We start from the raw sequence: 13,072 nt of genomic DNA, 5'->3' as shown, positions 1-13,072 counted from the left end.
CCGGGCGGCCCCGGCGGCGGTCCGCGTGGGTTCGGCGGCGGCCGCGGCGGCGTGGACGGCGCCGCGCTGGCGAAGGCGCTCGGCGTGACCGAGGCGAAGCTGCAGGCGGCCTTCGAGAAGATCCGCCCGGCCAAGCCGGCCGACCGCAAGGACGAGCGCGCCGCGGCGATCGCCACGGCGCTGGGCGTCGACGCGGCCGACGTGGAGGCGGTCCTGAAGGACGCGGTCGGCCCCGGCAAGGGCGGCCCGGGTCGCGGCCCGCGCGGCGACGTCTCCGCGCTCGTGACGGCGCTGGCGAAGAAGACCGGCAAGAGCGAGGACGACGTCCGCGCCGCGCTGAAGGCCGCGCGCCCCGACCCGGCCGACCGGTTCAAGGAGCTCGCCGCCGCCCTGGCGAAGGAGCTCGGCCTGGACGCCGCGAAGGTGCAGTCGGCACTGGAGGCGCAGCGTCCCGCGGGGCCGCCGGCGACGCCCTAGACCGGCCGCGGGTGCGGGGCGGTCGTCCGTGCGCACCGGCCGTCGCGCGCACGTGGTCCCGGCCCTGCACGATGATGCGCCCATGCTGGTCGAGAGCTCCGCGTACGCCCCCACCGTCGATGCGGCCGCGGCGGGCGCCGTCGCGGCCGAGGCCGGCGGGTACGACGGCTGGCACGCGCTGGAGATGAAGACCGACCCGTTCCTCGCCTGTGCCGTGGCCGCCGAGCGCACCGAGCGGGTGGAGCTGGCGACCGGGATCGCCGTCGCGTTCGCGCGCAACCCGATGACGGTCGCGATCCAGGCCAACGATCTGCAGGCGCTGTCGGGCGGGCGGTTCGTGCTCGGGCTCGGGTCGCAGATCCGGCCGCACATCACCAAGCGCTACTCGATGCCGTGGGGCAGGCCCGCGGCGCGGATGCGCGAGTTCGTCCTGGCGGTCCGCGCGATCTGGCACTCGTGGGAGACCGGCGAGGACCTCCGCTTCCGCGGCGAGTTCTACAAGCACACGCTGATGACCCCGTTCTTCGACCCGGGCCCCAACCCGCACGGCAATCCGAAGGTCCTGCTCGCCGGCGTCGGGCCGCTGATGACCGGGGTCGCCGGCGAGGTCGGCGACGGCATGATCTGCCACCACTTCTCGACCGAGCGGTTCGTCCGCGAGGCCACGATCCCGGCGCTGCTGAAGGGCCGCGAGCGGGCGGGCCACGCCGGCCTCGACGGGTTCGAGCTCACCGCCCCCGGCCTGCTGGCGATCGGCGACACCGAGGAGGAGCTGACCGCGTCGGTCGCGTGGGCGAAGGAGCGGATCGCCTTCTACGGCTCCACCCCCGCGTACCGGCCGGTGCTCGAGCTCCACGGCTGGGGCGACCTGCAGACCGACCTCAACGAGCTCAGCAAGCGCGGTGAGTGGGCGGCGATGAACGACCTGATCCCGGACGAGGTCCTGCACGAGATCGCCGTCGTCGGCAGCCCCGAGGAGGTCGTCGACGAGCTGCTGCACCGCTACGGCGACGTCGCCGCGCGGGTCCCGGTGCCGCTGCCCGAGAGCGCGGACCCCGACCGCTGGCGGGCGCTCTTCGACCGGCTGCGCGCGGGGTAGGGCGGGCCCGCGGGGCCGCGGAGCGGGGCCGCGGAGCGGGGCCGCGGAGCGGGGCCGCGGAGCGGGGCAGGGCGGGGCCGCGGGGCGGGGCGGGGCGGCCGCGACAGGCGGCGCGGCTGCGATAGGCGGGGCGGCTGCGGTGGATCGCGGCACCGCGGTCGAGAGTGCGTTCGTCCTTGCTCAGGACGAACGAGCGCACTCTCGACCGGGTGGCGCGCGGGGCGGGACGGATCCCGCCGTTCGAAGGTGCGTTCGTCCTTCCTGGGGGCGAAGGAGCGCACTCTCGACCGCACCCTCCCAACGCATCGGTCGCAAAAAATCAGCACCGCAGATTGTTTCCCTGGTACCGTGGGTCGCGTAGTCGGACCCACGGGCGTCGCACGGCGGCGCTCCCGAGAGACGGAGACCCCGGATGACCAACCGCACGTACGTGATCGGCGTCGGCATGACGACGTTCGACAAGCCCGGCACCAAGGAGGGCGGCTACCCCGAGTGGGCGAAGGAGGCGGGCGAGAAGGCCCTCGCCGACGCCGGCGTCGCCTACGACGCGGTGCAGCAGGCCTTCGTCGGCTACGTCTACGGCGACTCGACGTCGGGCCAGCGCGCGATCTACACGCTCGGCCTCACGGGCATCCCCGTCGTCAACGTCAACAACAACTGCTCCACCGGGTCCTCGGCGCTGTTCCTCGCGCGCCAGGCGGTCAAGCACGGCGTGGCGGACTGCGCGATGGCGCTGGGCTTCGAGCAGATGGAGCGCGGCTCGCTGTCGATGAAGTTCCCCGACCACGCCAACCCCATGGGCCCGCACATGGACCGCATGGCGGCGCTGCGCGCGCCGGAGGGCACGCCCTTCGCGCCCGCGATGTTCGGCAACGCCGGCCGCGACCACATCGAGCGTTACGGCTCCACGGCCGAGCACTTCGCGTGGATCGGCTGGAAGAACCACAAGCACTCGGTCAACAACCCGTACGCGCAGTTCCAGGACGAGTACACGCTCGACCAGATCAAGGGCGCGCGCATGATCCACGAGCCGCTGACGAAGCTCCAGTGCTCCCCGACGTCCGACGGCGCCGCCTGCGCGATCGTCGCCTCGGAGCGCTTCGTCGACGAGCACGACCTGTGGTCGCACGCGGTCGAGATCGCCGGCCAGGCGATGACGACCGACTACGCGTCGTCGTTCGCGGACGAGACGGACTGCATGCGGATCGTCGGCTTCGACATGAGCCAGGCGGCCGCGAACCAGGCGTACGCCGAGGCCGGCATCGCGGCGTCGGAGGTCGACGTCGTCGAGCTGCACGACTGCTTCTCGGCCAACGAGCTCATCACCTACGAGGCGCTGGGCTTCGCCGAGGTCGGCCACGGCCACGAGCTGGTCGACGCCCAGGCGACGACCTACGGCGGCGCGGGCCCGCTGGTCAACCCGTCGGGCGGCCTGATCTCGAAGGGCCACCCGCTCGGCGCGACGGGCCTGGCGCAGTGCTCCGAGCTCTGCTGGCAGCTCCGCGGCCAGGCGGACGCCCGGCAGCTGGACGGCGCGAAGGTCGCGCTGCAGCACAACATCGGCCTCGGCGGCGCGGCCGTCGTGACCGTGTACCGTCCGGCCCGCTAGGCGACGAGGGGCCTCCGGGGTGCGGCGCGGTCCGTGCCCCGGGACGCCCCGCCGCGATCGGCCGCGACGATCCGCGGCGACGGTCACGGGTCGCCCCCGGCCCAGGACGCACCCGTGGACGACACCCCGAAGCCCAAGCAGGAGCGCAGCCTCCGCACCCGAGCCGCCCTCCTCGACGCCGCCGTCGAGGAGCTGCTGGCGCGGGGCTACGCCGAGCTGTCGACCGCCGGCGTCGCCCGCCGCGCGGGGGTCTCGCGCGGCGCGCAGCAGCACCACTTCGCGTCCAAGGACGAGCTGCTGATCGAGGCGGTCCGCGAGCTCGCCGCCCGCCGGATGACCGAGCTGCGCGACGGCATCGCGGCCGACGCGCCGGTCGCGGAGCGCATCCGCCGCACGCTCGACCTGGCGCTCGAGCAGTACGCGGGCCCGCTCTTCGCCACCACGCTGGAGCTCGCCCTCGCCGCCCGCGGCAGCGAGGAGCTGCGTGCCGCGATCGCCGACGGCGAGCGCACCGTCGGCCCCCAGATCCAGGCGATGGGCCGCGAGCTGCTCGGCGGCACGGGCCACGACCCGGCCGTCGTCGACGCGCGCTGGACGATGGCCGTCAGCACCGCCCGCGGCTACGCGTCGCTGATCCTCCTGGGACACCCGCCCGACCGCGTGCGGGCGCAATGGTCCTCGGCGTGCGACGACCTCGTCGCGCTGCTGCTGCGGGACTGAACCCGCGACGACGTCGCCGGCCGCGGCGGCCGCGTGACGAGACGCGCGGGCGCCGGCGTCCGCGGCGCGACCGGTCAGGCGCCGCCCACCGCGCCGCGCGCCGCCGCCACGAACGCGGTCAGCGCCCGCGAGCCGTCCCACTCCACGCGTCGGACGTCGACGACGACATCGGGGCAGGCGAGCGCGAACGCGGCGGTCGCGGCCGTGACCGTGATGCCCGCGCGGAAGCCGACGACGAGGTGGTCGCGTCCGCGCTCGGCGCGCTGGACCCGGCGGCGGGCCGCGTCGGCGGCGGCGAGGAGCGCGGGCGCGTCCTCCAGCAGCTGGTTCCCGGCCGGTGTCAGCGCGGTCGACCGGCGGTCGCGCGCGAACAGGGTGACGCCGAGGTCGCGCTCGAGCGCCCGGATCTGGCGGCTGAGCGCCGGCTGCGCGACGTGCAGCTGCTCCGCGGCGCGGCGGAAGTGGAGGTGCTCGGCGACGGCGACGAACGCGCGGAGCCTGCGGAGGTCGAGATCCATGGTCGGACGGGACGGCCCTCACGGGCCCGCTCCCACCTCCACGCTACCGCGCCCGTGATGCGGTCACGGCATCACAGGCGACCCGATCGGCCTTGGACGCGGCGGCTGCCGGGGAGCACGATCGATGCACCGATCAACCGCAGCACGGAGCACCACCATGACGTTCGAAGACCAGCGCATCGTCCTCCTCGGAGGCACCTCGGGCATCGGCCTCGCCACCGCCGAGCTCGCCGCGGAGCAGGGCGCCCACGTCGTCGTCGCGTCGAGCAGCGCCGCCCGCGTCGAGGCCGCGCTGCAGCGCCTGCCCGGCACCGCCGAGGGCCGCGTCGTCGACCTCACCGACGAGGCCGCCACCCGCGCCGCGCTCGACGCGATCGGCCGCCACGACCACCTCGTCTACACCGCGGGCGAGGAGCTCGTCCTGAGCCTCGTCGACGACACGCCGGTCGACGTCGCCCGCCGCGCGCTGGACCTGCGCGTCTGGGGCGCGTACGCGGCGGTCAAGCACGCCCACCGCCTGCTGCGCCCGGGCGGCTCGATCGTCCTGACGACGGGCATCGCCGGTGCCCGCCCGCAGGCCGGGTGGACCGTCGGCGCGACGGTCTGCGCCGCGGTCGAGGGCCTCACCGGCGCCCTGGCCGTCGAGCTCGCGCCGCTGCGGGTCAACGCGGTCTCCCCCGGGATCGTCCGCACCGACCTCTGGCGCGGCATGGACCCCGCGGACCGCGAGGCGCTCTACGCGACGACCGCCGACGCCCTGCCCGCCGGCCGCGTCGGCGAGGCGGAGGACATCGCCCGGACGATCCTGCACCTCGTGGGGTCGGGCTTCACGACCGGCACCGTGGTGACGGTCGACGGCGGGGCGCTGCTGGTCTGAGCGAGCGACTCGGCGGCCCCGCCGCGACCCGGGACCGGCCCGGCGCCGCGTCCCTACGCCTCGAGGCGCGCCCGGTACTCGTCGACGAGCAGCCGCTTGTAGAGCTTGCCGGTGTCGTGGCGCGGGAGCTCCGCGCGGAAGTCCAGCGACCGCGGGCACTTCACGTCCGCCAGGCGCGAGCGGCAGAGGGCGAGCAGGCGGGTGCGCTCGGCGTCCTGGTGCTCGCCCGGGCCCACCGGCGACACGAGCTGGACCACCGCGTGGACCTGCTCGCCGAGGTCGGCGTGGGGGATCCCGAAGACCGCGGCGTCGAGGACGGCGGGGTCGGAGATCAGGACGTCCTCGGCCTCCTGAGGGTAGACGTTGACCCCGCCGGAGATGATCGTGAAGCTCTTGCGGTCGGTCAGGTAGAGGAAGCCGTCCTCGTCGATCCGGCCGATGTCGCCGCAGGTCGCCCAGCCGCGCGCGTCGTGCGCCTCGGCCGTCTTGGCCGGATCGTTGTGGTACTCGAACGGCGGGCCGTCAGAGAAGTGGATCGTGCCGATCTCGCCCGGCCCGAGCTCCGTCCCGTCGTCGCCCAGGACGTGCGGCACGCCGATCGCGGCCTTCCCCACGGTCCCGGGGTGCGCGAGCCACTGCTCGCTCGTCACCCACGTCAGCCCGCACGCCTCGGTCGACGCGTAGTACTCGTGGACGATCGGACCCCACCAGTCGATGATCTGGCGCTTCACGTCGACGGGGCAGGGCGCGCCGGCGTGGATGACGACGCGCAGGCTCGAGACGTCGGCCGCGGCGCGGACCTCCGCCGGGAGCCGCAGCAGCCGGACGAACATCGTCGGGACCATCTGCGTGTGCGTGACGCCGCGGTCGCGGAGCACGTCGAGCGCCGACTCGGGCGTGAAGCGCTCCATCACGACGACGGTGCCGCCGAGCTGGTGGACCGCCATCGAGAAGCGCAGCGGGGCCGCGTGGTAGAGCGGCGCCGGGGTCAGGTACACGCTGTCGGCGCCGACGCCGAGCATGTCGCGGAGGATCGGCGTGACGATGATCGGGGCGTCGTCGAGCGGCGCGACGAGCTCGCGCGGCTTGATGCCCTTGGGCCGGCCCGTGATGCCGGAGGAGTAGGGCATGTCCCGGCCGGCGACCCGCTCGCCCGGCAGCGGCGTGGCGTCGAACCCCGCCGCGGCGTCCTCGACGGCGGGCCAGCCCGGGATGGCGCCGCCGACGGAGAGCCGCTCGACCGCCGCGGGGACGAGGCCGTCCAGCGCCGCCGCGGTCTCCGTGTACCGGGCCGACACGACGAGCGCCCCGGCCTCGCAGTCCACCACGACGTAGGCGACCTCCTCGGGGGTCAGCCGGGTGGAGACGGCCGTGTAGAGCAGACCCGCGTAGTGCGCGCCCCACGCCAGCTCGAGGAACGCGATCGCGTTCTCGACGACCAGCGCGACGTGGTCCCCCGGCCGCAACCCGCGGTCGTGGAAGAGCCGGGAGTAGCGGTTCGCGGCGGCGTCGAGCTCGCCGTAGGACACGGAGCGGCCGCTCGTGGCCATGACGACGGCGGGGTGATCGGGCGGGAAGGCTCCGGGGTGCATCGGGGACGGCTCCAGCGGTCGCGGGCGGAGCACCCAACCTCCCACGGACGAGCGTCGCGGCGCCAGCGGCCCTCCGGGGGGTTCGCCTCTCCCGACGGGGCGAGCCCCGCGGGCGGGCGCCCGCTGACGCCCTTCGGGGGGCCCGCCTCTCCCGCCGGGCTGATGCGCCCGCAGGCCCCGCCGACGAGGATGGGACCATGGCCACCGCCCCGCCCTCCACCTCGCCGGACCGCACCCAGGACCGGCTCTGGCACGACGTCTTCCTGCCCGACGACGTCAAGGACGTCCGCGCCGACGTCCGCGCGGCGGTCGCGGAGCACCTGGCCCCGACGGCGCGCGAGATCGGCCGTCAGCTCGAGACGCCCGACGCCTTCCCGTGGGAGGCCTTCCGCGGCCTCGCCTCGGCGGGCGTCTTCGCCTACCCGTTCGAGGGCGAGCACGGCGCGGGCCTGACCCACCGCACGCTCGGCACCTGCATCGCGACCGAGGAGATCGCCTACGAGAGCTCGAGCATCGCGGGCGTCTACGACGGGCAGTGCATCCTCGTCGCCCAGACGCTGCGTTGGGCGGAGGACCACATCAAGGCCGAGCTGCTGCCGAAGCTGATCTCCGGCGAGCAGGTCTTCTCGTTCGCGACCACCGAACCCGACGCCTCGTCCGACCTGACGCCGTCCGCGCTGAAGACCGTCGCGACCCGCACCGAGGACGGCTTCACCGTCACCGGCCGCAAGCGCTGGATCACCAACTCGATCGTCGCCGACTGGGTCTGCATGCTCTGCCGCGACGGCGAGGAGGACGCGTGCACGATGCTGCTGATCCCGCTGAAGGACAACCGGGGCGTGTCGATCGGCCCGCCCGACACGAAGATGGGCCACCACGGCCAGATCACCGCCGACATCGTGCTGGAGGACGTCCACGTCCCGCACGACCACTGCCTCGGGCAGCCCGGCCGCGGGCTCGGCGTCGCGCTCGGCTCCCTCGCCGCGGGGCGCGTCGGGATCGCCGCCGCCGGCGTCGGCGTCGCGCAGGCCGCGCTGGACCTCGCCGTCGCCCGGGTCCGCGAGCGCAAGCTGTTCGGCAAGCTGATCGGCGAGATGCAGCACTGGCAGTACCGGCTCGCCGCCCACGCGACCGAGATCGAGTGCGCCCGCTCGCTCTACCAGAAGGCCGCGATGCGGATGGACCTCGGCGACCGCTCCGGCGAGCCCGAGGCGTCGATGGCCAAGAGCTACGCCACGCGCCTGGCCAACGACGTCGCCCGCGACGCGCTGCAGGTCCACGGCGGCTACGGCTTCGCCCGCCAGATGGGCGCCACCGGCGAGACGTACCGCCTCGAGGAGATCTACCGCGACGCCAAGATCCTCGAGATCTTCGAGGGCGCCAACGAGGTCCTGCAGTGGGTCATCGCGCGGCACCTGATCGGTCGCGACGTCACCGGCTGAGGGCCAGGGACGCGGCGGCGTGGCGGGCCGGGCGCCCGAGGGACGGCGGCCGGGACAGCGAATGCCCGGTCACGCGCCCAGCGTCGCCGCCCGGGAGGTGACCTGTCGCTCGAGGTCGCGGTGCCCGCACACGCCCACGAGGTCCGCGAGCATCGCGCACGACTCCCGCACCTGCCGCGTCGCGTCGGTCCGCGACAGCCGCCACGAGCGGGCCTCGGCGACGAGGTCGTGGGCCGTCACCTCCGACAGCGTCGTGCGCCCGGCGACGTGCATCGCCGCCCGGTCCTTCAGCGCCGGCCACAGGACCGTCGGCACGGTGTCGTAGAGCGATGCGAGCTCCACGCTCTTCGGGTCCGGGTGCAGCAGCGCGAGGTTCTTGCCGTGCGCGTCGCCGTTGCCGATCAGCACGGTGAAGACCATCACCCGCACGAGCCGCCGGAGCTGCGCGACCGGCTCGTCCGCGTACGCGTCGAGCAGGTCGGCGAGGGCGCGGAATCCCGGCCCCCCGTGCCCTTCGTACTTCGCGCGCCCCCGGTCGCCCTCGACGTCGGTGCCGGTGGCCTGGCAGAGGTCCTCCTGGTGCACCCGCACCGTGCCCGCGGCGGTGACCCGGCGATCGAACCGATCGACGATCAGGCAGTCGTACCCCCCGAGCCCCACGACCTGCGGCGTGACGGTCGTCAGGTCCGCGGCCCGGGCCAGGCGGAGCGCCGCGGCCTCCGCGGCGACGATCCCGCGGTGGACGGGGTGGTCGCGCTTGAGGATGTGCGTGGACGGCCGCCCGCCGACCGGCCGGCCCCAGGACCCGTCGTCGCGGGCGACGAGCAGCAGCTTGTCCTGGAACCCGGCGATCGACAGCTCGCTGTCGTCGCGGAGGTCCAGCGGGTGGCCGTCGAGGTCGGCGACCGCCGCCTCGAGCTCGTCGCCGGCGTACGGGACGACGCCCCCGGCGCGTGCCTCCGGCGGATCGTCCGAGACCACGAGCGCCCCGGCGACGTCGCGCCCGAAGCGCCGCAGGAGGTCGAAGGTCGAGGTCTGCGCGACCCGCGCCTCCTTCGCCAAGGCGGCGAGGGCCGCGCCCTCGGGCAGCAGGCCGCGGGCGAACGGCGTCCCGTCCTGGCGGCCCGGACCGAGCGGCAGAGAGCAGGAGAGGACCGGCGAGAACGCCGGCCAGCGCTCGATCGCGTCGCGGGAGTAGCGGATCCGCACCTCGGCGCCGTCCCGGGACTGCGCGTGCGCGACGAGCATCCCGTCGAGCCAGAGGTCGGTCGCCCTAGCCATCGGTGTCGTCGACCCGGGCGTCGCCCGCGGCCTCCGGCGCGCCGGCCGGCGCCACGTCCGCGGGGCCGCCGTCGTCGAAACGGACCTCGATCGTCGCGCCGAGACGTCGCAGCGCGGAGACGACGCGGGCGAGCTGCAGCGCCGCGCCATCGGTCTCCAACCGCGAGAGGTAGGTCTGGTCGAGGCCGGTGAGCTCGCCGACGTCGTGCTGGGTCAGGCCGCGCCGGCGGCGTTCGGCCTGGAGCGTTCGGGTGAGGTCGTCCCCGGATCGGATCGGGTAGCGCACGGAGGGTCCAGAGGTTGCGGTTCTTGCATGTTACCGCGCTTCCGGGCATTGATGCGATTTCTGCATATTTGATCGCTGCCCGCGCGTATGCGGATCTTGCATACCACGCCGTGAGGCCGGCCGTCGCGTCGCGACGACCGCCCTCCGTCGGAGCGCGACGCTCTTCCGCGTCGCGACGGCCGCCCGCGGCTCAGCGCGGCGCCATCCGCACCGCGCCGTCCAGGCGGATGACCTCGCCGTTGAGCATCGCGTTCGTCACGACGTGCTCGACGAGGTCGGCGTACTCGGCCGGGTCACCGAGACGGGAGGGGAACGGGACGGTCGCGGCGAGGTCCGTGCGGACCTGCTCGGGCAGGCCGGACATCATCGGGGTGTCGAAGAGGCCGGGGGCGATCGTCACCACACGGATCGCGTGCGCGGCGAGCTCGCGCGCCACCGGCAGCGTCAGCCCGACGACCCCGCCCTTGGACGCGGCGTAGGCGACCTGGCCGATCTGACCGTCGTACGCGGCGGCGGACGCCGTCAGGACGCAGACGCCGCGCTCGCCGGTGACCGCGTCGGGCTCCGCCGACGCCATCGCGCCCGTGGCCAGGCGCAGCGCGTTGATCGTGCCGAGGAGGTTCACCTGGATGACCGTCGCGAAGCGGTCCAGGGGCGTGGGGCCCGAGCGGCCCAGGAGCTTGCCGGGCGTCGCGAGGCCGGCGCACACGACCGCGACCCGCAGGCCCCGCTCGGCCTCGCCCGCGGCATCCACGGCGGCCTGCACCGTCGCCTCGTCGAGCACGTCGCAGGTGACGGCGACGCCGCCGATCTCGGCCGCGAGGGCCTCGGCCCGGTCCGTCGCGAGGTCCGCGACGACGACGAACGCGCCCTCCTGCGCCAGCCGGCGGGCCGTGGCCTCGCCGAGTCCGGACGCGCCGCCGAAGACGACCGCCCCTGCTCCGCTGATCTGCATCCTGTGCTGCTCCTCGTCGTTCGTGGGGCGGTCGCGGGTGGTCGCGACCGCCGGGCGGCGGGTCAGGCCGCGCGGGACCCGGTGCGGGTCGCCCGGATCGTCGCGGACGCATCGTCCTTCTGCAGGTGACGGCTGATGACCATCCGCTGGATCTGGTTGGTGCCCTCGAAGATCTGCATGATCTTCGCCTCGCGCATGAACCTCTCGACCGGGAACTCCGTCGTGTAGCCGGCGCCGCCGAGGACCTGGACCGCGTCCGTCGTGACGCGCATCGCGGCGTCGGTGGCGACGAGCTTGGCGACCGACGCCTGGCGCGCGAACGGCCGGCCGAGGTCGCGGCGGCGCGCCGCGTCGAGGACGGTCGCCCGTGCCGAGTCGACGGCCGCGGCCATGTCGGCGAGCAGGAAGCCGAGGCCCTGGTGCTCGATGATCGGCTTGCCGAACGTCTCGCGGCCCGCGGCGTAGTGGACCGAGTGGTCGAGTGCGGACTGCGCCAGGCCGACGGCGGCGGCCGCGATCCCGAGGCGCCCGGAGTCCAGGGCGGAGAGCGCGATCTGCAGGCCCTGGCCCTCGTCGCCGATCAGGCGCTCCTCGGCGACGACCACGCCGTCGAGCTCGATCGTGGCGGTCGTCGAACCGGTGAGGCCCATCTTCGACTCGGGCTTGCCGGCGGAGAGGCCATCGGCGTCCGCGGGCACGAGGAAGCACGAGATCCCGCGCGAGCGGTGGTCCGACGTGCGCGCGAAGACCGTGTAGAAGTCGGCCTCGCCGCCGTGGGTGACCCACGCCTTGGAGCCCGTCAGGCGGTAGCCGCCGTCGACCCGCTCGGCGCGGCAGCGCATCGCGGCGGGGTCGGAGCCGGCGTCGGCTTCCGACAGGCAGTAGCCGCCGAGGAGCGCGCCGCCGACCATGTCCGGCAGCCAGCGCGCCCGCTGCTCGTCGGTCCCGAACGTCGCCAGCGGGTAGCACGACATCACGTGCACGGAGACGCCGACCGCGACGCTGGCCCACGCGCCGGCGAGCTCCTCGAGCGCCTGCAGGTAGACCTCGTAGCCGAGGCCGGCGCCGCCGTAGGCCTCGTCGTACGGCATGCCCAGGAGGCCGAGCTCGCCGAGGTGCCGGAACGTCTCCCGCGGGAAGGCGTGGTCCGCCTCCGCCCGCGCCGCGAAGGGCGCGAGCTCCCCCGCGGCGAGATCCCGCGCCAGACCGACGAGCTCCTCGGCGTCGGCGGACGGCAGGAGTCGGTCGGCGCTCATACTCCGAACCGTACCGCAGGCGGTACGGTAGTACTAGGCCGTGATGATCCCGGGCGGGTCCGGCCTCGCCGGTCGCGGCCGGCGGGGCCGCCCGGGGGCCGCCGGCCCATCCCTCCCGCCGTCCCCGATCCGCCGAATCCGGGCCCCGGGAGCCGTCCCTGCCCGTAGCCTGCGCGCAGACGCGAGCGCCCCGAAAGACCGACGTGCCACCGAACCCCCGCGCCATCGACGAGCACCCACCGACCCCCGAGGCGCCCCCGCCGACCGTCGGCCTCGTCGCCGCGGACGCCGCCGCCGTGCACCCGGGCCTGGCGCTGCTGGAGCTGACGGTGCCGATCCGGACGGCACGCAAGAGCCCGGCGTGGTCGAAGGACCGCCTGGCGCGGCTGTCCACGAGCGTCGACGGCCACGACGTGCTGACGATGCACCTCGCGCCGGTGCCCGCCGCGTTCCGGGCGCTCTACAAGGCGATGGGCCGCGACCCCGACGCCGACCGGCCGCCGCAGGAGGAGGCGTTCTTCCGCCGGCTCGCCGACGGCGGGTTCCCCCACCGCGGGCTGCCGGCGGACGCGCTCCTGATCGCGCTGGCGGAGACCGGCGTCCCCGTCTGGGCGGTCGACGCCGACCGGGTCCGCGGACCGCTCGCGATCCGCCGGGCGACGCCCGACGACCACGCACGGCTGGAGCCGTCCCCGCACCCGCCGGGCGCGCGCGACCTGGTGGTCGCCGACGCCGACGGCCCGGTCGCCGCGGTCGGCCGCCCGCCGCACCCGGACCGCGCGGTGCGGCTCGCGACGACCCACGCGCGGCTCTACGCGCTGCAGCTCGACGGCGTCGCGGACATGCGGATCCACGAAGCGTTCTGGCTCTGCACGTCCCAGCTGCAGGTGGCCGAGTAGGGCGGGGAGCCGGCCGGAGCGCGGTCGGCGGCCCGGCGCCGGCGCCCCACGGTCCCGCGCC

At 75.1% G+C, this 13,072-nt stretch carries 12 protein-coding genes and 1 pseudogene; 7 read left to right on the top strand and 6 right to left on the bottom strand.

Features of this window, described 5'->3' with window-relative positions; all coding sequences use genetic code 11:
- The 4 genes from AB0L40_RS10335 to AB0L40_RS10320 all read left to right on the top strand — a co-directional run.
- The coding region (locus tag AB0L40_RS10335) for a Clp protease N-terminal domain-containing protein (protein WP_364353145.1) at positions 1-477 on the top strand (477 nt) is incomplete at its 5' end.
- 82 nt (positions 478-559) lie between these two features.
- Positions 560-1,576: a TIGR03617 family F420-dependent LLM class oxidoreductase gene (locus AB0L40_RS10330; RefSeq protein ID WP_364353142.1), complete on the top strand. Its 1,017-nt coding sequence runs from the start codon at positions 560-562 to the stop codon at positions 1,574-1,576.
- 412 nt (positions 1,577-1,988) lie between these two features.
- Positions 1,989-3,185 carry a lipid-transfer protein gene (locus tag AB0L40_RS10325; RefSeq protein ID WP_364353139.1) on the top strand — a complete coding sequence of 399 codons (1,197 nt, stop codon included), beginning with the start codon at positions 1,989-1,991 and terminating at the stop codon, positions 3,183-3,185.
- Between the two features lie 114 nt (positions 3,186-3,299).
- On the top strand, positions 3,300-3,905 hold the full coding sequence (locus AB0L40_RS10320) for a helix-turn-helix domain-containing protein (protein ID WP_364353136.1): 606 nt from the start codon (positions 3,300-3,302) through the stop codon (positions 3,903-3,905).
- Between the two features lie 134 nt (positions 3,906-4,039).
- Here AB0L40_RS10320 and AB0L40_RS10315 read toward each other — a convergent pair.
- Positions 4,040-4,423: pseudogene (locus AB0L40_RS10315) on the bottom strand (LysR family transcriptional regulator); the annotation flags it as partial.
- Positions 4,424-4,580: 157 nt separating this feature from the next.
- Between AB0L40_RS10315 and AB0L40_RS10310 the strand changes: the two are divergent.
- On the top strand, positions 4,581-5,300 hold the full coding sequence (locus tag AB0L40_RS10310; protein WP_364353133.1) for an SDR family oxidoreductase: 720 nt from the start codon (positions 4,581-4,583) through the stop codon (positions 5,298-5,300).
- Positions 5,301-5,353: 53 nt separating this feature from the next.
- On the opposite strand, the gene AB0L40_RS10305 is transcribed toward AB0L40_RS10310, so the two are convergent.
- Positions 5,354-6,892 (bottom strand): acyl-CoA synthetase, encoded by a 1,539-nt coding sequence (locus AB0L40_RS10305; protein WP_364353130.1) that lies wholly within the window; start codon positions 6,890-6,892, stop codon positions 5,354-5,356.
- Positions 6,893-7,089: 197 nt separating this feature from the next.
- Between AB0L40_RS10305 and AB0L40_RS10300 the strand changes: the two genes are divergently transcribed.
- A complete protein-coding gene (locus tag AB0L40_RS10300) occupies positions 7,090-8,334 on the top strand; it encodes an acyl-CoA dehydrogenase family protein (protein WP_364353127.1) in 1,245 nt (414 codons plus the stop codon).
- 69 nt (positions 8,335-8,403) lie between these two features.
- On the opposite strand, the gene AB0L40_RS10295 is transcribed toward AB0L40_RS10300, so the two are convergent.
- The 4 genes from AB0L40_RS10295 to AB0L40_RS10280 form a co-directional block, all read right to left on the bottom strand.
- A complete protein-coding gene (locus tag AB0L40_RS10295; RefSeq protein ID WP_364353124.1) occupies positions 8,404-9,615 on the bottom strand; it encodes a HipA domain-containing protein in 1,212 nt (403 codons plus the stop codon).
- Positions 9,608-9,901 (bottom strand): helix-turn-helix transcriptional regulator, encoded by a 294-nt coding sequence (locus tag AB0L40_RS10290; RefSeq protein WP_364353121.1) that lies wholly within the window; start codon positions 9,899-9,901, stop codon positions 9,608-9,610. Before AB0L40_RS10290 ends, AB0L40_RS10295 begins: the two co-directional genes overlap by 8 nt.
- Before the next feature lie 190 nt (positions 9,902-10,091).
- Positions 10,092-10,856, bottom strand: a complete 765-nt coding sequence (locus AB0L40_RS10285; protein WP_364353118.1) for an SDR family NAD(P)-dependent oxidoreductase — start codon at positions 10,854-10,856, stop codon at positions 10,092-10,094.
- A 62-nt stretch (positions 10,857-10,918) separates the two neighbouring features.
- The gene (locus tag AB0L40_RS10280) at positions 10,919-12,112 is read right to left on the bottom strand and encodes an acyl-CoA dehydrogenase family protein (RefSeq protein ID WP_364353115.1); all 1,194 of its coding nucleotides are present in this window, start codon (positions 12,110-12,112) and stop codon (positions 10,919-10,921) included.
- A 203-nt stretch (positions 12,113-12,315) separates the two neighbouring features.
- Between AB0L40_RS10280 and AB0L40_RS10275 the strand changes: the two genes are divergently transcribed.
- Positions 12,316-13,011: a hypothetical protein gene (locus tag AB0L40_RS10275; RefSeq protein ID WP_364353112.1), complete on the top strand. Its 696-nt coding sequence runs from the start codon at positions 12,316-12,318 to the stop codon at positions 13,009-13,011.
- The last annotated feature ends 61 nt before the right edge of the window (positions 13,012-13,072 follow it).

The organism is Patulibacter sp. NPDC049589 (assembly GCF_040675535.1).
GTDB lineage: Bacteria > Actinomycetota > Thermoleophilia > Solirubrobacterales > Solirubrobacteraceae > Patulibacter.
The sequence above is the reverse complement of the archived record's forward strand: the minus strand, read 5'-3'. Positions and strand labels throughout refer to the sequence as shown.

What these genes read in the sequence shown, in the direction of transcription:
- AB0L40_RS10300 (WP_364353127.1), top strand. Translation starts at nt 7,090, where the DNA reads ATGGCCACCGCCCCGCCCTCCACCTCGCCGGACCGCACCCAGGACCGG.
- AB0L40_RS10330 (WP_364353142.1), top strand. Translation starts at nt 560, where the DNA reads ATGCTGGTCGAGAGCTCCGCGTACGCCCCCACCGTCGATGCGGCCGCG.
- AB0L40_RS10285 (WP_364353118.1), bottom strand. Translation starts at nt 10,856, where the DNA reads ATGCAGATCAGCGGAGCAGGGGCGGTCGTCTTCGGCGGCGCGTCCGGA.
- AB0L40_RS10310 (WP_364353133.1), top strand. Translation starts at nt 4,581, where the DNA reads ATGACGTTCGAAGACCAGCGCATCGTCCTCCTCGGAGGCACCTCGGGC.
- AB0L40_RS10280 (WP_364353115.1), bottom strand. Translation starts at nt 12,112, where the DNA reads ATGAGCGCCGACCGACTCCTGCCGTCCGCCGACGCCGAGGAGCTCGTC.
- AB0L40_RS10305 (WP_364353130.1), bottom strand. Translation starts at nt 6,892, where the DNA reads ATGCACCCCGGAGCCTTCCCGCCCGATCACCCCGCCGTCGTCATGGCC.
- AB0L40_RS10295 (WP_364353124.1), bottom strand. Translation starts at nt 9,615, where the DNA reads ATGGCTAGGGCGACCGACCTCTGGCTCGACGGGATGCTCGTCGCGCAC.
- AB0L40_RS10325 (WP_364353139.1), top strand. Translation starts at nt 1,989, where the DNA reads ATGACCAACCGCACGTACGTGATCGGCGTCGGCATGACGACGTTCGAC.